The sequence below is a fragment of the Streptomyces sp. NPDC001717 genome (assembly GCF_042892775.1).
Classification (GTDB): Bacteria; Actinomycetota; Actinomycetes; order Streptomycetales; family Streptomycetaceae; genus Streptomyces.
The window spans coordinates 47,719-66,346 of sequence record NZ_JBIAUK010000008.1 but is presented as its reverse complement, the minus strand read 5'-3'; the positions used below and the strand labels follow the sequence as shown (position 1 = coordinate 66,346).

Here is an 18,628-nt window from a genome sequence, read left to right as displayed (position 1 = left end):
CGCAATCTTCGGGACGGGGGTCGTGTGCCCGCAAAAAAAGGGGAGCCGTACTTTTTTCTCAGCTACGCGCATACGCCGAGATTCGGAGCGGGGGGACCCGACCCGGACATGTGGGTGGAGCGCCTCTTCCGTGATCTCTGCGGTCATGTCATGGCGATGACGGACCTGCCCGCCGGCTTCCCGGTCGGCTTCATGGACCGGGACATACGCAGCGGTGAGGGCTGGTCGGAACGGCTCGCCGAGGCGCTCGCCAACTGTCGTGTCTTCGTTCCCCTGTTCTCACCGCGGTACTTCACCAGCCAGATGTGCGGGAAGGAGTGGTACGCCTTCGCGCAGCGCGCCATCCACCACGGGGCGGTCAGCCCGGGCGGCCAGCCTCCCGAGGCCATCGTGCCCGCGTTATGGGTGCCGGTGCCGCCCTCCCAACTGCCCGGTCCCGCCGAGCGGTTGCAGTTCAACCACAACACCTTCGGCGAGCGTTACGTCACCGACGGGCTGTACGGGCTGATCAAGCTGCGCGGATACGCGGAGCAGTACGAGAAGGCCGTGTACGAACTCGCCCGGCGCATCGTCCACGTCGGCAAGAACGTCGACCTCGCACCCGTCCGGCCGGTGGACTACCGGGTGGTCCCCAGCGCCTTCGGCACCACGGGGAGTCCCGCCGGCGGCCCCTCCCGCACCCTGCACGTGACGGTCGCGGCAGCCTCCCGGCACGACCTCCCGGAGGGCCGCAGCCCCGAGTACTACGGGGAGAGCGCCCTGGAGTGGAACCCGTACCATCCGGTCGCCCAGCGGCCCATCGCGTACGTCGCCGAGGACCTGGTCAAGAACCTCAACTACCAGACCACCGTGGCCTCCTTCGACGACGAGGCCGGTCACTTCGACAGCAAGCAGCCGCCGACCCGCCCCGAGATCCTGATCGTCGACCGGTGGGCGGTGGAGGACGAGCACCGCCGCCAGCGCCTGGCCGCCTTCGACCAGGAGCACCGCCCGTGGATCAACGTGGTCGTGCCGTGGAACCGCTACGACAGCCAGTCCCGCGCCAAGGAGGCCGAGCTGGCCCGGCGGCTGGAGGAGACCCTGCCCGTCAAGATGCGGCAGGGCCGGGCCGCGTGCCGGGCCGCCGCCAACGGCGTGGCCAGCATGGAGACGCTGGGCCAGATCCTCCCGCAGGTGGTCGAGGCCGCCGCCCAGCAGTTCCTCAGACACGCCCAGGTGTACCTGCCGGCCGGCAACACCCAGATCGAACGGCCGCGGCTGCTGGGGCCCATGGGAATGAGCGGACCGCCCGCCCCGCCGAGAGTGCCCTTCCCGACCGGGACACACGACGACGCACACGAGGACGCACACGACGGCGAGCACGAAGAAGACAGCGACGACAGCAACGACACCGATCGGGGGGACGCGGATGACAGCGAGTCGTGACAGCGAAGACAGCCGTGACGGACGCATCGTCACCTTCTACTCGTACAAGGGCGGCACGGGCCGCACCATGGCGCTCGCCAACACCGCCTGGATCCTCGCGGCCAACGGCAAGCGGGTCCTCGCCGTGGACTGGGACCTGGAGGCCCCGGGCCTGCACCGCTTCTTCCACCCCTTCCTGGACCCCTCCACCCTCGGGGCGACCACCGGGGTCATCGACCTGATCAGCGAGTACGCGTGGGCCGCCACCAGCCCGGTGCAGCGCGCCGACGACTGGCACCGGGACTACGCGCGGATCCAGCCGCACGCCGTCTCCCTCACCCCCGAGACCCTGGGCTGGGAGTTCCCGGACGGCGGCACCCTGGACTTCGTCTCGGCGGGGCGGCAGAACCGCGAGTACTCCGCGACCGTCTCCACCTTCGACTGGGACAACTTCTACGACCGCCTCGGCGGCGGGCTCTTCTTCGACGCCTTACGGGAGGACATGAAGAGCAACTACGACTACGTCCTGATCGACAGCCGCACCGGCCTCTCCGACATCGCCGACATCTGCACGGTCCACCTCCCCGACATCCTGGTGGACTGCTTCACCCTCTCCGACCAGTCCATCGACGGCGCCGCCTCGGTGGCCCGGCAGATCGACGAGCGGTTCAACGACCGGGGCATCAAGATCTACCCCGTTCCGATGCGCATCGACGAGGGCGAGAAGGAGAAGGCGGACGCGGGCCGCGCGCTGGCCCGGATCAAGTTCGACCGGTTCCCGAACGGTCTGGTCGGTGACGAACTCACCTCCTACTGGGGTGCGGTGGAGATCCCCTACCGCCCCTACTACGCCTACGAGGAGACCCTGGCCACCTTCGGCGACGAGGCCGGGCTCACCAACTCCCTCCTCTCCGCCTTCGAGCGGCTGACCACCGTGGTCACCGAGGGCGCCATCACCTCCATGCCGGTCATCGGCGAGGAGGTGCGCCTGCGCATCCGGGACGCGTTCACCCGTCGCCGCCCCGCGCTCCCCGCCGACCTGTTCCTCTCGTACGTCGCCGAGAACCGGATGTGGGCCGACTGGATCGAGTCGGTGCTCACCCGGGCCGGTTTCCGGGTCGTCCCGAGGGACGTGTCCGCCGAACGGACCCCCGGCCCGGACGCCGGGGACACCATCGGCGGGACGGGCATCAGCATCGACAACGCCGCCCGGACCGTGGTGCTGCTCTCCAGCGCCTACCTCAAGTCCGCCCGGGCCGTGGACGTGTGGGAGCGGGCCGCCGCCGAGGACCCGACCGGCGGCCGACGCCATCTGGTGGCGCTGCGCGTGGGCGACGTACGGCTCGCCACGCCCTACATCGACCGCAATCCGGTGGACCTCTTCCGCCTCGACGAGGTGCACGCGACGACCGCGCTGCTGCGCGCGGTGGAGCGGCCGGCGGCCCTGACCGACACCGTGGCCAGTGCCTCCCAGCCCGGCCCGCGCTTCCCGGGGACCGTCCCGAAGATCTGGAACGCGCCGCCCCGCAACCCCGGTTTCACGGGGCGTTCCATGGTGCTGGAGCGGATGCGCGACCAGCTCGGCGGCGGGATCTCGGTGGTGCTGCCGCAGCCGCAGACCCTGTTCGGCCTCGGCGGCGTCGGCAAGACGCAGGTGGCGCTGGAGTACGTCCACCGGTTCATGGCCGACTACGACCTGGTGTGGTGGATCTCCTCGGAGCAGACCGACGACGTGGTCGCGGCCCTCGCGGAGCTGGCCGTACGTCTCGGCGCGCAGACCGGCGAGGACATGGCGGCCGCCTCGCAGGAGGCGATCGACCTGCTGCGGCGCGGGGTGCCGTCCTCGCGCTGGCTGCTGGTCTTCGACAACGCGGACGACCCGGAGACCCTCAAGCGGTTCTTCCCGCCGGGCGGCCCGGGCCACGTTCTGGTGACCTCGCGCAACCAGTCCTGGTCGCAGTACGGCGACGCGCTCCCGGTGGACGTGTTCCTGCGCGAGGAGTCCATCGAGCACCTCCAGCGCCGGGCCCCGGGGCTCAGCAAGGAGGACGCCGAGCAGGTGGCGATAGCGGTCGGGGACCTGCCGCTCGCCGTCGAGCAGGCGGGCGCGTGGATCGCGGAGACCGCGACCCCGGTGTCGGCGTACATCGAGCAGCTGGCCCAGCAGGCGGCCCGGGTGCTCGGGCTGAACCAGCCGCCGGGATACCCGGAGCCGGTGGCCGCCACCTGGAACATCTCCATCGAGCGGCTGCAGTCCCGCTCCCCCGCCGCCGTGCGGCTGCTCCAGCTCTGCGCGTTCCTGGCGCCGGAGCCGATCTCGGCGAACCTGCTCTACAGCAAGGAGATGATCGACGCCCTCAAGCCGTACGACTCCTCGCTCCAGGAGAAGCTGGTGCTGGGCCGGGTGATCCGGGAGATCGGCCGGTTCGCGCTGGCCAAGGTCGACCAGGTCAGCAACAGCATCCAGGTGCACCGCCTGGTGCAGGCGGTGATCCGGTCGCAGATGACGGAGGAGGAGCAGCGGGAGGCCCGGCACGCCGTCCACCGGATCCTGGCCGGCGCCCGCCCGGACGACGACGAGCCGATCGACAACCCGGAGACCTGGCCGCGGTTCAACACGATCTGGTCGCACCTGACCCCGTCGGAGGCCCGGTACTGCAAGGAGCCGGAGACCCGCCGCCTGCTGATCGACCGGGTCCGCTACCTGTGGAAGCGCGGTGACTTCAAGGCCGCGTACGCGCTCGGCGAGGAGCTGCGGGAAGCCTGGAAGGAGATGCTGGGCAACGACGACCTCCAGTACCTGTACCTGCGTTTCCACCTGTCGAACATCCTGCGCTCGCAGGGCCGGTTCGTGGAGGCGAAGGAGCTGGACGAGGTCACGCTGGAGCGGCAGAAGGCCGTCCTCGGGCCCTCGCACCCGCACACGTACATGACCATGAGCGGTCTCGCCAACACCCTGGGCGCCCTGGGCCAGTACGGCGAGGCGATGGAGCTGGCGACCGACGCGCACGAGGGCTTCAGCCAGATCTTCCACGAGGCGCACCCGCGCACGCTGGCGGCGGCGAACAACCTGGCGCTGAACCTGCGGCTCGTCGGGCAGTACACCAGAGCCCGCGAGATCGACCAGGAGGTCCACGACCTGCGCACGGAGGTGCTGGGGCCGGAGCACCCGTACACCCTGTCCTCCGCGCAGAACCTCGCCCGCGACCTGCGCGAGGTGGGCCGCTACGAGGACTCGGTGCAGCTGCTCAGCCGGACGTACGAGAGCTACAAGCGCACGCTGGGCCGGGCCTTCCCGGGCACCCTGGCGGCCGCGAAGAACCTCGCGGTGTCGCTGCGCCGGGCGGGCCAGCTGGAGGACGCGCTCAGGCTGACCACGGCCACCCGGGCCCGCTACCGGGCCAAGTACACCTCGGTCAACCCGGACCTGCTGTCCTGCGAGCTGAACCTGGCCTCGGACCTCTTCGCGACCGGGGAGCCGGGCGCGGCCCGGGACCTGGCGCAGGAGGTGGTGGACGAGTACATGAAGGTGCCGGGCGAGCGGCACCCGTACACCCTGGCGGCCGTGAACAACCTGGCGGTCTTCCACTGGGGCACGGGCGCGGCCGAGACGGCGGAGACCATGCTGCGGCAGACGATCCGGCTGATGCGGGACGTGCTCGGCGACAACCACCCGCACACGGTCTTCGCCAACCTCAACCTGGCCAACACCCGGGCCGACCTGGGCGATCCGGAGGGCGCCCTGGAGCTGGAGCGGTTGGCGGTGATGCGGCTGCGCGAGGCGCTCGGGGCGCACCACCCGGAGACCCTGGCGAGCGCCTCGAACATGGCGGTCAGCCTGGACTCGCTGGGCCGCAAGGAGGAGGCGGCCCGGCTGCGGGCCGAGGCGGTCGGCGAGCTGACGCGGCTGCTCGGCGAGGACCACGGTCTGACCCGGTACGCCCGTGACGAGCGGCGGGTCCACCGCGACCTGGAGCCGCTCGCCGTGTGATCCGCAGGAGGGAGGCGGGGACCGCACCGGTCCCCGCCTCCCTCCTCCGGATCGTTCCGATCGATCCGATCGACAGCAGGGGGGCGCTGTGCCCGACAGCATGACCTTTCGAAACGAGGACCTGCCGGCCCTCTTCCACCACACCGACCAAGCGGCGATCTCCCGGCAGCGCGAGTCCACCCAGGCGACGCGCGCCCAGCTGCTGCTGCTCGTCGCGGCCGCGGCGGCCGCCGCGCTGCCGACGGGCCCCCGGCTGGGTTCGTTGTACCTGTTCGGGCTGCTCAGCGTGCTCGCGTACGCCGGGGTGCTGGGGGTGGGCGTGCGGGCGACCCGGCGCCGGGCCCGCCCGCAGTGGCAGCTCAACCGGAGCGCGGCCGAGTTCATCAAGTCCCTGGCCTGGCGGTACGCCGTGCACGGAGCGCCGTTCGGCAGCGAGGTGGCGGGGGCGGAGGCCACGTACCGGACGCGGCTGGAGGCGGGGCTGGACGAGCTGAAGAAGATGGGCTGGGAGGATCCGCGGACCTCCGGGGCGCTCCCGGAGGGCGGGGAGATCACCGGCGCGATGTTCAGGCTGAGGGGTCTGGACTACCAGGTGCGGCGGGAGACGTACGTGCGGGACCGATTGATCGAGCAGCGCAACTGGTACCGGCGCAAGACGGAGGTCTCCCGGCGGGCGACGGCCCTGTGGTCGTGGACGATCGTGCTGCTGACCTGTCTGGCCCTGCTGTTCGCCCTGTTCGGGGCGTTCGGCTCGGGACCGGGGCCGAAGCTCACCGGGCTGCTGAGCGCGGCGGCGGCGGCCGGCATCGCGTGGAACGAGGTGCGCCGCCACCATCCGTTGATCGAGGCGCACACCCTGATCGAGCAGGACCTGGCGGCGATGATGGTGGTGATGCAGACGACCATCACCGAGTCCCAGTGGCCGTCGGCGGTGTACGAGACGGAGCGGTACGTCTCTCCCCAGCACACGGACTGGCTGGCCCGGCACAGCAGTTGAGGCGTACGCACGGGGGGGCGTGGCCCGCGGTTCAGTCCCGGGTCACGCCCTCGCGCCAGATCACGGTGACCGGTTTGCCGAGGGCGCGGGCGTAGGCGACGATCTCGGCGGTGCCGCCGTGTCCGCGGGCGGGCAGCCCGTCCCAGACGGCGACGAGCCGGTCGCAGGAGTCGGCGATGTAGGTGCCGGCGGCGTAGTAGGCCTCGTCGGTGGAGCGGGCGAAGTCCATCCGGACCTCCTGCGTGGCCCGCCGTTTGAGTCCGCGGTAGCGGGCGAGGGACTCGGTGTCCTCGAAGGCGTCCTCGTAGTCCCCGCTGGGGATCACGACGGTGAGGCCCGCGCCGTATTCCAGCGCGATGGCGGCGAACATCTGGTCCGCTCCCTCGGCGAGGCTGGAGAGGGCCTCCAACGGGCCTTCGTGGCCGCCCAGTACGTCACGCAGGCCGCTCTCCACGTGGTCGAGCACCTCGTCCGGGATGCACCGGTGCCCCGTCACGCCGATTCGCTTCATTCGGACCCCTGCCTCCCCCGTGGACACGGACACCCTGGACATCCTCCCAGAAGGCGGGAGGACGTCCAGGGGTGTGGCGGGGGCGCGTGGGTCACCCGTCAGTAGACGCTGACCCCGTAGGCGTTGAGGGCCTCGACCACGGGCTGGAAGTAGGTGGTGCCGCCCGAGGTGCAGTTGCCGCTGCCTCCGGAGGTGAGGCCGACGGCGCGGGTGCCCGAGTAGAGCGGGCCGCCGCTGTCGCCGGGCTCGGCGCAGACGTTGGTCTTGATCATGCCGTAGACGACGTCGCCGCCGCCGTAGTTGACGGTGGCGTTGAGGCCGGTCACCGAGCCGCCGTGGGTGCCGGTGGTGGAGCCGCGCCGGGTCACGGACATGCCGACGGTGGCGTTGACCGCGCTGGTGATGTCCTGGCTGCCGACGGTGCCCGGGTGGGCGAGCGAGGCGTTGTCGTAGCGGATCAGGCCGTAGTCGTTGGTGGGGAAGCTGGAGCCGACCGTCGCGCCGATCGTGGTGGTGTGGGAGGAGTTGGTCCACCAGGTGCCCGCGCCGTCGGTGCAGTGCCCGGCGGTCAGGACGTAGTACGTGGTGCCGCTGCGCACGTTGAAGCCGAGCGAGCAGCGCCAGCTCGACGCGTAGATCGCGTCGCCGCCGGAGATCAGCTTGGAGAGCTTGCCGGGGGTGCGCTCGATGCGCAGGGCTCCGGCGTCGGCTCCGGCCTCGCGCTTGATTCTGGCGATGTCGGCGGCGGAGACCGTGGAGTCGGCGGAGACCACCAGGGTGCCGGTGGCGGTGTCGGTGTACCAGGCGGTGCCCGCGACGTCGGCGCGCAGCACGGATGCGCTGACGGAGGCGAGCCTCGCCTCGCTGAAAGCTGTGTCCTTGCCGTCCTTGACGGCTTCCGCGCTCGCCACGGTGGGCGCCGCGAGCGCGGCCACGGCGGCCAGGCCGGTGGCCACCGCGAGGAGCCTGGTACGGGTGATGCGCTTGATCCTCACTTCTCGTCCTCCTGGAGAGGGTTCGGGGGCCCGGCGGCTGTGGGGGTGCCGGCGCCCGTGAGGCGCAGTCGGAGGCATGACCGGCGCGTGAATTTTGGCCGTGCCCCTGACAAGCGCTGTCGGGAGTGTCCTGTCGTCAGATACCGGTCGCAAGGGCGCCTTTCAGCCGCCGCTCGCCCGCCGCCACCTCGAACGGCAGCGTGTTCCCGGGGGGTGGGAAGGGGCAGATGAAGTGGTCGGCGAAGGCGCAGGGCGGCAGCAGGGCCCGGTTCAGGTCGACGGTGATCGAGCCGTCCGCACCCGGGACGCCCGGCTTCAGGAAACGGAACCGGTAGCTGGAGCGTCCGCCGGTGGCGTCGCCGAAGACGGCCCAGAGGCTTCCGTCGTCCTCGTCGACGGCGACCTGGAGGGTGTGCTCGACACCGCCGAAGCGGAAGGCCAGCTCGCCGCCGAGGCCGAGTCCGCGCGCTTGCCCGTCGACGTTGTCCACCTGGACGGTCCGTTGTTCGCCGTACGGCGTGAACCGCCCGGGCAGGACGAATGCGGGATCGTACGGGGTCGCCTCGATGCCGCCGAAGGCCCTGCGGGCTTCGGATCCGGGGTCGAAGACGCGTACCGCCCACTCCCCTTCGCGACGGATCACGACGAGTCGCATGTCCCCGGCGGTGAGCCGGGAGCGCGAGGGCGGGCCCTCGTCCGCGGCGAGTTCCGCGTCACCGGTGAAGGGCTCGCCGTCGAGCTGAAGGGAATCCCCGGGGGCGGCCGTCAGCGCCACTCCGCCGCCGGTCGTGCGCCAACGCCCCGGAACGGCCGGAATTCGACCTTCCGGGTAGTCGGCGAGCCAGTGGGTTCCGATCAGCGCCAGGGGACCGTACGGGGCGGACACGATGGCCGCCCGATGCTCGTGCCATGCGTGCCATGCGGCCTGCGGATCGTTTTCGTCATCGCTCATGCCGCTCAACCCTTCCACACCGGTCCGGACGGAAACCCCTGGTGGAGCCGGGGTACGCCGTCCGGACCTGTACGTGCCGGAAGGGAAAACGGTCCTGACGGCGCCTCAGCCCGAGGGGGTCAGCAGTCGCAGCCGCAGCCGTCGCAGCAGCAGCCGTCACAGCAGCAGCCGTCACAGTTGCTGCAGCAGTCACAGCCGTCGCAGCAGTCGCCGGCGTCGCACCACGGCTCCTTGCGCTCCCGTGACCACGGACCTTCGTGCTCGGCACAGCACAGCTGGCAGGTGCAGAACAGCCCGATGGCCACCGCGCAGCCCGCCAGCAGCCCGCGTCGCGGCCGCTGCGGCGGCAGACCGCCCCAGCCGCCGCCACCGCCGCCGGGCCCCATGGGCGGGGGCGTACCCGGCCCGCTCGGGGCCTGCGGCGCGCCCGGGGCGTACGGGTTCGAGCCGTACGGGTTGCCACCGGACTGGGGGCTGCCCGCGTACGGGTTCGCCGCGTACGGCCCGCCGCCCTGCCCGGCGGAGTTCGTCGCCGCGTGCCCGTGCCCGCAGCTGCTCGTGCCGAAGGCCCGGTCCACCGAGGTGCGCAGCTCGTGCACGAGCAGCCGGTGGGCGAGCCCCGCGTCCGTGAACTCGACCTCGCGCAGTGCGAGCCGGATGCCGTGCAGCGCGTCGTCGCACAGCCTGCGGGCCTCGGTGAGGGAGGTGCCGGTGGCCGTGAGCGGGTTCCAGGCGCCCGCCGCGGCGTCTGCGGCCTGGTCCTCCACCGCGTCGAGCAGGTGCGCGAGCCGGCCGAAGTACCGGCCCGCCTCGGCGAGCGCGGGGGCGTTGCCTGGCCGTCCGGCGAGCTGGGCGGTATGGGCGAAGGCGGCGGCCGTCGCGGTCTCCGTCGGCTCGGTCACGACGAGCACCGGCGTGCCGATGCCCGCCAGCGTCTCGATGCCGGCCTGCCGGTCCACGGCGTCGACGAGCACCGCCGTGTCGAAGCCGAGCGAGGCCCCGGTCCGGGCGCCGGCCCGGTCCCAGCCTCGGGCCACCTTGCGGGCGGCCAGGGCGATGGGGGCGCGGGCCAACAGCCCGTCCCGGTCGGCGACGTGGTCCCGCACCTTCGCCGAGGCCAGCACGAGCGACACGGCCGCGGCGAGCCGCGCGCCCTCGCCGTTGGCCACGGAGGCGGTGCGCATCCCGCGCAGGGGGCAGGGACCCGCGGTGCGCCGGGAGCCGGCGGCCGGACCCGACTGAGCATCCGTCAGAACGGAGACGAGCAGCCCGTCGTAGTTGGTGACGATCCTCGCGAACTGGCCGTGGTCACCCCGAAGTGCCAGGCAGAGCCCGCAGAGATGGGCCATCCACTCCGCCTTGAACCGCTCGCCGAGCCGGTGCGTGCAAGGTCTGACTATGCCGAACAAACCGCTTCCCCCGTGAGTCGTACGCGTGCCTGCGGGGCATCGTACCGAGCCCGCGCCGCCACCCGAACGCCGCAACGGGTCACCCATTCGGAGGTAGCAGTCGTATTTTCACTCAGACAGCAGTGGTAGCTGCCAGGATCCTTGACCGTGCAACGGATGTTCTGCACCAGTACCGTCACGAAACCTCTGCGCGGCGGCTATCCACTTGGCGCGTTGTCAGCATCATGGACGAGCATAGGGGCAGCGGAGAAAAGACAGACTGACCGCGATGAAAGGAGGCAGTCCATGGGTTCGGTGCGCAAGGCGAGTGCCTGGCTGGGTCTCGTGGAGGACAGCGACGACGAGCGTTACTACGACGACGACTACGCGGAGGCGGTGGAGCGCCAGCACGGTTCGGTGTCCGGCCCCGGCGACGCGTGGGTCACCGACCCCCGGGTCAAGGTGGCGTCCGAGTCGGCGGTGGAGCACGGCCGGCGGATCGCGACGGTCACCCCGGACGGCTTCCGTGACGCGCGCGGCATCGGCGAGCTGTTCCGCGACGGCGTCCCCGTCATCGTGAACCTGTCCTCGATGGACCCGGGCGACGCGAAGCGCGTCGTCGACTTCGCGGCCGGACTGACCTTCGGGCTGCGCGGATCGATCGAGCGGGTGGCGACCAGGGTCTTCCTCCTGACCCCGGCCGACACCCAGATCGTCAACGGCGAGCCCGCCGGCCGCTCGCGCGACTTCTTCAACCAGAGCTAGGCAGGGCCCTCACCGGAAGGCGTCGAGCCCGGTGAGTGCCTTGCCCAGCACCAGTTGGTGCATCTCGACGGTGCCCTCGTAGGTGAGGACCGATTCGAGGTTGGTGGCGTGCCGCATGACGGGGTATTCGAGGGAGATCCCGTTGGCACCGAGGATGGTCCGCGCGGTGCGACAGATAGCGATGGCCTCGCGGACGTTGTTGAGCTTGCCGAAGCTGATCTGCTCCGGCCGCAGGGTGCCCGCGTCCATCCGCCGGCCCAGGTGGTGGGCGAGCAGGATGCCCTTGTGGAGTTCGAGGGCCATGTCCGCGAGCTTGGCCTGGGTGAGCTGGAAGCCCCCGATCGGCCGACCGAACTGCTCCCGGGTCTTCGCGTAGTCGAGCGCGGCCTCGAAGCAGGCGCGCGCCGCGCCCATGGATCCCCAGACGATCCCGTACCGCGCGTGGCTGAGGCAGCCGAGCGGACCCTTGAGCCCGGTCACTCCCGGCAGCACCGCGTCGGCGGGCAGTCGTACGTCGTCCATGACCAGCTCGCTCGTCACGGACGCCCGCAGGGACCACTTGTGCTTGATCTCCGGGGCGGAGAACCCGGGGGTGTCGGTGGGCACCGCGAACCCGCGGATCCCCTCGTCGGTCTGCGCCCACACCACGGCGACCGCGGCCACGGAACCGTTGGTGATCCACATCTTGCGCCCGTTCAGCACCCAGTCGGTGCCGTCGCGCTTCGCGTAGGTCCGCATCGCTGCGGGGTCGGAGCCGACGTCGGGCTCGGTCAGCCCGAAGCAGCCGATCAGCTCACCGGCCGCCATGCCGGGCAGCCAGCGCTGCTTCTGCTCCTCGGAGCCGTACTTCCAGATCGCGTACATGGCCAGCGAGCCCTGCACGGAGACCAGCGAGCGGATCCCGGAGTCGGCGGCCTCCAGCTCCAGGCAGGCGAGCCCGTACTGCACGGCACTGGCCCCGGCGCACCCGTAGCCCGTGAGGGACATCCCGAGCGCCCCGATGGAACCGAGCTCCCGCGCCAGCTCCCGGATCCCGGGCAGCTCACCGCTCTCGTACCACTCGGCGACGTACGGCAGGACCCGGTCGGCGGCCCAGCCGCGGACGGTGTCCCGGATGGCGAGGTCCTCTGGCCCGAGGAGCTCGTCGAGCCCGAGTGGATCGGTGGGTACGAAGGACACGGGGCCTCCCGGCGGCCTGGGCGGCCCGAGGGCCGCGTGGTGCCGGGGGCCGCGTCGCGGCCGGCCCGGCCGACAGAACCTAGCAGCGCAAGTTTTTGCACCACGCCGCTGACGCTAGCGGCCCCGACCACACGAAATCCAGCCCCGACTGGCCAACCCGGCCTCGCCGGCGTTTGAGGCGCGGGGTCCGGGGCGGAGCCCCGGCGGCGGCGCCGCACCCGCAGACCTCGCCCGGCCCGGCGCAGCCCCACGGCGGAGCCCCGGCGGCGGAGCCGCAGCCGACGGCTCAGCCCGCCTGCTCCACCGGAGAAGGGCACGGCTCGGCCTTCACCTGCGCGGGCAGCGCGACCCGGGTCGCCGCGGCCTCCGACTCCTGCTCACCGCCGGACGGCACCGGCACGCCGCACTCCATGACCTTCGGCAGCTTCAGCGCCATCAACGCCCCCGCGAACAACAACCCCGCGCTCACCACGAGCGTGACGTGCAGCCCGTGCACGAACGAATGCCGCGCCGCCGCGGCCAGCGCGGCTCCCGCCGGCCCGCCGAGGTGCGCGGCGATCTGGTAGGCCTCGCCCAGGGAATTGGCCGCGCCCGCCGAGTCCGCCGCCGCGACCCCCGGAACGTCCGCCAGCCCCGGCCGGTACGCCGCGTTCATCACGCTGCCCAGCAGCGCGATGCCCATGCCCGCGCCGAGCTGGTACGAGGTCTCGCCGATCGAGGCCGCGCCGCCGGCCGTCGCCGCCGGGGCCTCGCTCAGCATCGACTCGTACGCCGCGAACAGCGTGGTCTGCAGCCCGAAGCCGAGGAGCACGAAGCCCACCGTCAGCAGCACGGGCCGGTCGTTCTGCCCCATCAGCGTCAGCAGCAGCACGGCGAGGGCGGTCAGCACGAAGCCCAGGGACACCATCATCCGCGGCCCGATCCGGGCCAGCGTGTACGAACCGGTGGCACCCGCCGCCATGGCGGCGAAGGTGAGCGGCAGCAGCCGCAGGCCGGTCTCCAGCGGGCTCAGGTGCAGCACCAGCTGGAGGTACTGCACGGCGATCAGCTCCAGGCCGACCAGCGCCAGCATGGCCAGCACGATGCAGCCGACGGAGGTCGAGAAGGCCGGCCGGGAGAACATCCGCATGTCGATCAGCGGGTGCTCGCGCCGCTTCTGGCGCCGTACGAAGAGCACGAGCAGCACCACGCCGAGCGCGAGCGGGAGCAGCGCCTGCGGGTCGAGCAGGTGCCGCTCCGCGCCGAGCCGCTTGATCCCGAGCACCGCGCCGAGCACGCCGGCGGCGGCCATCAGCGCGCCCAGCACGTCCCACGGCCCGTCCGCGGCGCCGCGCGACTCCGGCAGCAGCCAGCGTCCGAGCGGCAGGATCAGCGCCATCAGCGGGATGTTGATGAGGAAGACGGAACCCCACCAGTAGTGCTGGACGAGGAACCCGCCGAGCACCGGCCCGCTCGCGGCGCCTATCGCGGCGACCGCGGTCCAGATCCCGATGGCCAGCGCCCGCTCGCGCCGGTCGGGGAAGACCTGGCGGAGGATCGACAGCGTGGCCGGCATGATCATCGCCCCGCCGATGCCGAGCAGGGCGCGCGCGGCGATGAGCACCTGGGCGTTGTCCGCGAGGGCGGCGATGGCCGAGGCCACGCCGAAGAGTCCGTACCCGAGGAGGAGGATCCGCCGGCGGCCGACCCGGTCACCGAGGGTGCCGAAGAGGATCAGGAGCGCGGCGCAGACCAGCGGGTAGGCGTCGACGATCCACAGCAGCTCCTGCGAGCCGGGCCGCAGGTGCTCGGTGACGGAGGGCACGGCCACGTGGAGGATCGTCGCGTCGAGCGCGACGAGGACCAGGCTGACGCAGAGGACGGCCAGGACGACCCAGCGGTTGGTTCCGCCGGAGGCGGCGCAGAGCCGCTGCCAGGGGGAAGGGGCCTTGACCCCGGCCGCGTTCGTCCCCGACATGCATGTACCTCCCAGGTGATCCCTCGGGCTCGGCGGACCAGCGTCTTGTGGAGCCACGGGGGGTGGTGCGCTGTGCGGCGTCCAACGGGGTCCGGCATCGACACGCGAGTGAACGGTCAGCGTACGCGAGTTCGTCTGCCGGGCACGTGGCCAAGCTCTCATCCCGGCGGCGCCCTCCGTGTGGTGTGCGCCACTCCCTTCCACCCCCCGCCTCCCCCGCGTACACGCGCGCTCACGGTCCGCAGTTCCCGCCGGATCCGCCTCCGGGCCGGCGACCCGGCCCACCGGCCGCCGCCACCGATAATCATGCCCGTGAAGGATCTTGGATTTCGCCGGGCCGCGCCCGCGCTCGCCGTCTTCGCCGCGGTCCGGCTGCTCGGGGTGGCGGTGCTCGCGGTGTGGTGCGCGGCGGTGGGCAGCAGCCCGCACACGCTGCTGTCGGCCCGCTGGGACTCGCTCTGGTACGCCCGCATCGCCGCGGAGGGGTACGGGTACGAGGTGCTCCTCCCCAACGGGGACGTCCACTCGAACCTGGCGTTCTTCCCGCTGCTGCCCTGGCTGGAGCGGCTGGTGTCGGCGCCGACCGGGCTGTCGTACGGCTCCGCGGGCCTGGTCGTGTCGGTGGTCGCCGGGCTCGCCGCGGCCTGGGGGATCTTCGCGGTGGCCGACCTCGTCCACGGCCGGCGCGCCGGGGTGTTCGCCGTCGGGGTCTGGGCGGCGCTGCCCGTCGGGATCGTGCAGTCGATGGCGTACAGCGAGTCCCTCTTCACGGCGCTCGCGGCCTGGGCCCTGTACGGGGCCCTGCGCGGTCGGTGGCTCACGGCGGGTCTGCTCGCGGCGGCGGCCGGGCTCACCCGCCCGGTCGGGGCCGCGGTGGTCGCGGCGGTGTGGGTGGCCGTCGTACTCGCCCTGCGGCGCGGGGAGCGTTCGTGGCGGATGGCGGCGGGCGCGCTGCTCGCCCCGGCGGGCGCGGCGGCGTACGTGCTGTGGGTCGGGGCGCGGACCGGGGGCGGGTTGCTCGGGTACCTGGACGTGCAGGGCGGCTGGGGCAACGGCTTCGACGGCGGCTGGGCCTTCGCCCGGTTCATCGGGGGGAAGCTGACCTCGTCCGCCTTCCCCGCCGGGGCGGGGCTGATCGCGGGGGTGGTGCTGGTGCTCTGGCTGTACGCGAAGTGCGTGCGGCAGCGGCAGCCGGCGCCGCTGCTCGTCTACTGCGGGATCGTCGTGGCGCTGGCCCTGTGCGCCTCCGGGTACTTCGGTTCGAAACCCCGGCTGTTGCTCCCCGCCTTCCCGCTGCTGCTGCCCGTGGCATCGGCCCTGGCCCGGTGGCGGACCGTGCGGGCGTCCGCGGTCCTGGGCGCGGCGGCCCTGGCCTCCGCGGTGTACGGGGCGTTCTGGCTGAACGGCTCGGGGCCTCCGTAGAAATGGAAACCGCCCGCCGATATAAAGCCTGGATAAGTGGGGGAAACAATTACCGGAACGGCCGATCAAGGCAGCCTCAACCACTGCCGAAATAACCGGAATTAAGTCTTGCGTGAGACCAACTCCACATCACATGGTCATCACAAAGCCCGCGATTCGCCCGGCCTGAGCATCGGCGCGCGGTAACGTCGATTGAGTGCGTACCGATCAAATCCTGACCCGTCTGGAGCGGGTGTTCGCCCGGCTGGACCGGGAACCAGAGCGACCGGCTCATCTGCAAACCCCGCAGATGAGCCGGCACCGCGTCGTACTCCTGGGATCGACCCTCGCCTTCTACCTCGCGATCGTGGTGGCCGTACTGACCACGTCCTGGCTCGTCCGCCTGGACTGGCAGGTCATGTTCTTCCGGCCCTACGAGCAGTGGCCGCAGGTGCACGCGTTCCTCGACTACCTCGTCGTGCTCGGCCAGCGCGGGCCCACCGCGGTCATGGTGGCCGCCTGGCTCGGCTGGCGCTCCTGGCGGCAGCACACCCTCCGCCCGCTGATCGCCCTCGGCGTGGCACTGCTGCTGCTCAACATCACCGTCGGGTCCGTCAAGCTCGGCCTCGGCCGGCTCGGTCCGCACTACGCCACGGAGATCGGCTCGGCCGAGCTCTTCGCGGGCGGCGATATATTTCCTTCCGGCCACACCGCCAACGCCGTTGTGACCTGGGGAATCCTGGCCTATCTGGCCTCCACCGTGGTCACCCGGCGGGTGTTGTCGGTGGTCTCCGCGGTCGTCTCGCTGAGCGTGGGCGCCACCACCGTGTACCTCGGCACCCACTGGGTCAGCGACGTTCTGCTCGGGTGGTCCGCGGGTCTGCTGATCCTGCTGGCCCTCCCCTGGTTCGAGCCGCTGATCGCCCGGTCCGAGGCGTACGTCTTCGAGCTGCGCGAACTCCTGCGCCGCCGCGCCGAGACCGGACGGATGCCCGCGCCGGTCGTCACCGCGCTCACCCCGCTGCTCTCCGCGGGCGGCAAGTGGCAGCTGCGGCCCGTCGGCGACCCGGGCGCGGAGCCGGCCGCGGTGCCCGTCCCGCAGCCCGTCGCGGCGACGGTCGCCGCGCACTCCCCGGCGCCCCGGCCCGCCGCACACGTGTCCGGACGCCAGCACGTGATCCGTTCCGAGCGGACCCCGGTCACCCCGGTCGGCAGCCGCCGCCCGGCACACGGCGAGCGGGCTCCCGCCCGCGGGACGACGGCCGCCGCGGCCCGTCCGGTCGCCGGCGGCTGACCGCCCCGACGCGGGGCGGTACGCACCACCTCACCCCGCGAAACGAAGGCGGGCCGGGTCCTGGACCCGGCCCGCCTTCGCCGTTCGTCAGCGCCGCGCCAGGACGTTCGTCCATCCCGGGTCACGCTTGTGTCACAGAATATCTACAACTCCCAATTGTTTTACGGCCGACGACACGCCCGTCACGCGGACCCTCCCGAATTACCGCCGAGAACCGACGCATTTCCCCGGACATTGGCGCCGCCACCTTGACCCCGGCCCTGGACCAGACCAACTGAATGCCTCTCAGGACCGCTACATATCCTTCACTTCTCCCGCGCCCACGGCCCGTCCGAGGAGATCCCGCGCGGCCCTGATCCGGTCGGTCAGCTCCGGCGGCTCGACCACTTCGAACTCACAGCCGAGCAGCATGACGTGAATCACGAGAACGTCCAGGTTCACGGCTCCGGTGCGCAGCAGACAGCTGTTCCCGTCGACCGGTTCCAGGGCTCCGTCGCTCGGCCCGATGATCCGTGCCGCGTCCTGCGCCGACACCTTCAGCCGCACCACCGCGCGGGCCGCGTACGCCCGCTGGGCCACGCCCCGGGAGACGTACGCGGCCAGGTCCTCGGAGGGGGGACGGCGCGGGGTGAACCGCGGGCCGTGCGGCGGCCTGGGCTCGATGCGGTCGGCGCGGAAGGTCCGCCAGTCCTCCCGCTCCACGTCCCAGGCCACCAGGTACCAGCGGCGCTCGGTGCACACCAGCCGGTGCGGCTCGACCGTCCGGCGGGTGGCGTTGCCCCCGTGGTCCCGGTACTCGAAGCGGAGCCGCTCGGCGTCCCGACAGACGGCGGCCAGCTCGGCCAGCACCGACGGGTCGACGGTGGAGCGCTCGGCGTCGCGCAGCATCGGCACCGTGAACTCGTTCAGCGCCGACACCCGCCGGCGCAGCCGCGAGGGAAGCACCTGCTCCAGCTTGGCCAGGGCCCGTACGGAGGCCTCCCCGATGCCCTCGACCCCGTTCCCGGCGGCGGTGCGCAGCCCGACGGCCACCGCCACGGCCTCGTCGTCGTCGAGCAGCAGCGGCGGCAACTCGGCCCCCGCGCCCAACTGGTAGCCGCCGCCCGTGCCGGGGCTGGCGTTCACCGGGTAGCCGAGCTCCCGCAGCCGGTCGACGTCCCGCCGCACCGTGCGCGGCGTCACCCCGAGCCGGTCCGCGAGGTCGGCGCCGGTCCATTCGCGGTGGGCCTGCAACAGGGACAGCAGGCGCAGCAGTCGTGCGGAGGTCTCGAGCATGCCCAGAGTCTGCCGGCGGACCCTTCAGCAGGGCGCCGGCGCCGACTCGCCACTGAGCTCGATCAGCCCGCACAGGCTCTTCAGCGAGACCTTCCAGACGCCGTCGTCGAGCACCGCGATCCCCTTGTTCGCCGACATCGCCGGGGTGCCGGAGACCAGCAGGTCGTAGGTAACGGTCGCCTGGGTCGGGGAGGTGAAGGTGACGTTCGTGACCTTCACGGAGACCTTGTCCGCCTGAGGAAGCTTCGCGAGACCGCCCAGCAGCGGCTCCAGGAAGTCGCCGTGCTCCAGTACGGCGGCCTTCTGTTCGGTGGTGGACTTCGGGTCGAAGAAGACGGCCCAGTTCTTCTCGATCTGCGCCGTGGCCGCCGCGGGATCGGCCGGTCCGTCCGCGACGGGCACGACCGGGGCCCCGACTCCCGACGACACCGCCACTGCCCCCTCCGCCGCCGAGGCGGATCCGGCCAGGGCCGGGACGACCAGCAGCGCCGCGGCCGCCGCCCACCGGGCGGCACGCAC

14 protein-coding genes are annotated in these 18,628 nt (G+C 72.0%); 6 read left to right on the top strand and 8 right to left on the bottom strand.

Going from position 1 to position 18,628, the window contains the following annotated elements:
- Window positions 1–24: 24 nt before the first annotated feature.
- From ACFYZL_RS16415 to ACFYZL_RS16405, 3 genes are all read left to right on the top strand, one after another.
- Complete coding sequence (locus tag ACFYZL_RS16415; RefSeq protein ID WP_384589165.1) at window positions 25–1,425, top strand: TIR-like protein FxsC; 1,401 nt, start codon at window positions 25–27, stop codon at window positions 1,423–1,425.
- Window positions 1,409–5,395: an FxSxx-COOH system tetratricopeptide repeat protein gene (gene fxsT / locus ACFYZL_RS16410; protein ID WP_384756046.1), complete on the top strand. Its 3,987-nt coding sequence runs from the start codon at window positions 1,409–1,411 to the stop codon at window positions 5,393–5,395. The genes ACFYZL_RS16415 and fxsT overlap by 17 nt, the downstream gene beginning before the upstream one ends.
- Before the next feature lie 100 nt (window positions 5,396–5,495).
- On the top strand, window positions 5,496–6,392 hold the full coding sequence (locus ACFYZL_RS16405; RefSeq protein ID WP_384756043.1) for a DUF4231 domain-containing protein: 897 nt from the start codon (window positions 5,496–5,498) through the stop codon (window positions 6,390–6,392).
- Between the two features lie 31 nt (window positions 6,393–6,423).
- On the opposite strand, the gene ACFYZL_RS16400 is transcribed toward ACFYZL_RS16405, so the two are convergent.
- The 4 genes from ACFYZL_RS16400 to ACFYZL_RS16385 form a co-directional block, all read right to left on the bottom strand.
- A complete protein-coding gene (locus ACFYZL_RS16400; RefSeq protein ID WP_384756040.1) occupies window positions 6,424–6,903 on the bottom strand; it encodes a hypothetical protein in 480 nt (159 codons plus the stop codon).
- A 98-nt stretch (window positions 6,904–7,001) separates the two neighbouring features.
- Window positions 7,002–7,898 carry a S1 family peptidase gene (locus tag ACFYZL_RS16395; RefSeq protein WP_384756037.1) on the bottom strand — a complete coding sequence of 299 codons (897 nt, stop codon included), beginning with the start codon at window positions 7,896–7,898 and terminating at the stop codon, window positions 7,002–7,004.
- 136 nt (window positions 7,899–8,034) lie between these two features.
- The gene (locus ACFYZL_RS16390) at window positions 8,035–8,850 is read right to left on the bottom strand and encodes a DUF1684 domain-containing protein (RefSeq protein ID WP_388679510.1); all 816 of its coding nucleotides are present in this window, start codon (window positions 8,848–8,850) and stop codon (window positions 8,035–8,037) included.
- Between the two features lie 119 nt (window positions 8,851–8,969).
- On the bottom strand, window positions 8,970–10,259 hold the full coding sequence (locus ACFYZL_RS16385) for a DUF5685 family protein (RefSeq protein ID WP_384756031.1): 1,290 nt from the start codon (window positions 10,257–10,259) through the stop codon (window positions 8,970–8,972).
- A 285-nt stretch (window positions 10,260–10,544) separates the two neighbouring features.
- Between ACFYZL_RS16385 and ACFYZL_RS16380 the strand changes: the two genes are divergently transcribed.
- Window positions 10,545–11,003: a cell division protein SepF gene (locus ACFYZL_RS16380; RefSeq protein ID WP_384593863.1), complete on the top strand. Its 459-nt coding sequence runs from the start codon at window positions 10,545–10,547 to the stop codon at window positions 11,001–11,003.
- A 9-nt stretch (window positions 11,004–11,012) separates the two neighbouring features.
- On the opposite strand, the gene ACFYZL_RS16375 is transcribed toward ACFYZL_RS16380, so the two are convergent.
- A complete protein-coding gene (locus ACFYZL_RS16375; protein ID WP_384756027.1) occupies window positions 11,013–12,182 on the bottom strand; it encodes an acyl-CoA dehydrogenase family protein in 1,170 nt (389 codons plus the stop codon).
- Window positions 12,183–12,468: 286 nt separating this feature from the next.
- On the bottom strand, window positions 12,469–14,139 hold the full coding sequence (locus ACFYZL_RS16370; protein ID WP_388679507.1) for an MFS transporter: 1,671 nt from the start codon (window positions 14,137–14,139) through the stop codon (window positions 12,469–12,471).
- 306 nt (window positions 14,140–14,445) lie between these two features.
- Here ACFYZL_RS16370 and ACFYZL_RS16365 point away from each other — a divergent pair, with 306 nt between their 5' ends.
- Entirely contained in the window at window positions 14,446–15,561 is a 1,116-nt protein-coding gene (locus ACFYZL_RS16365) for a hypothetical protein (protein WP_384758805.1), read from the top strand.
- A gap of 196 nt (window positions 15,562–15,757) precedes the next feature.
- The gene (locus ACFYZL_RS16360; RefSeq protein WP_384758808.1) at window positions 15,758–16,834 is read left to right on the top strand and encodes a phosphatase PAP2 family protein; all 1,077 of its coding nucleotides are present in this window, start codon (window positions 15,758–15,760) and stop codon (window positions 16,832–16,834) included.
- Between the two features lie 294 nt (window positions 16,835–17,128).
- Here the strand turns inward: ACFYZL_RS16360 and ACFYZL_RS16355 are convergent, their stop codons facing one another.
- Together ACFYZL_RS16355 and ACFYZL_RS16350 are read right to left on the bottom strand one after the other, a co-directional pair.
- Complete coding sequence (locus tag ACFYZL_RS16355; RefSeq protein ID WP_384759316.1) at window positions 17,129–18,109, bottom strand: helix-turn-helix transcriptional regulator; 981 nt, start codon at window positions 18,107–18,109, stop codon at window positions 17,129–17,131.
- 24 nt (window positions 18,110–18,133) lie between these two features.
- Window positions 18,134–18,628: a hypothetical protein gene (locus ACFYZL_RS16350; protein WP_384759313.1), complete on the bottom strand. Its 495-nt coding sequence runs from the start codon at window positions 18,626–18,628 to the stop codon at window positions 18,134–18,136.

Excerpts from the sequence above, each read along its gene's own strand:
- fxsT (WP_384756046.1), top strand. The coding sequence starts at position 1,409 with ATGACAGCGAGTCGTGACAGCGAAGACAGCCGTGACGGACGCATCGTC.
- ACFYZL_RS16405 (WP_384756043.1), top strand. The coding sequence starts at position 5,496 with ATGACCTTTCGAAACGAGGACCTGCCGGCCCTCTTCCACCACACCGAC.
- ACFYZL_RS16400 (WP_384756040.1), bottom strand. The coding sequence starts at position 6,903 with ATGAAGCGAATCGGCGTGACGGGGCACCGGTGCATCCCGGACGAGGTG.
- ACFYZL_RS16390 (WP_388679510.1), bottom strand. The coding sequence starts at position 8,850 with ATGAGCGATGACGAAAACGATCCGCAGGCCGCATGGCACGCATGGCAC.
- ACFYZL_RS16380 (WP_384593863.1), top strand. The coding sequence starts at position 10,545 with ATGGGTTCGGTGCGCAAGGCGAGTGCCTGGCTGGGTCTCGTGGAGGAC.
- ACFYZL_RS16370 (WP_388679507.1), bottom strand. The coding sequence starts at position 14,139 with ATGTCGGGGACGAACGCGGCCGGGGTCAAGGCCCCTTCCCCCTGGCAG.
- ACFYZL_RS16365 (WP_384758805.1), top strand. The coding sequence starts at position 14,446 with ATGCCCGTGAAGGATCTTGGATTTCGCCGGGCCGCGCCCGCGCTCGCC.
- ACFYZL_RS16355 (WP_384759316.1), bottom strand. The coding sequence starts at position 18,109 with ATGCTCGAGACCTCCGCACGACTGCTGCGCCTGCTGTCCCTGTTGCAG.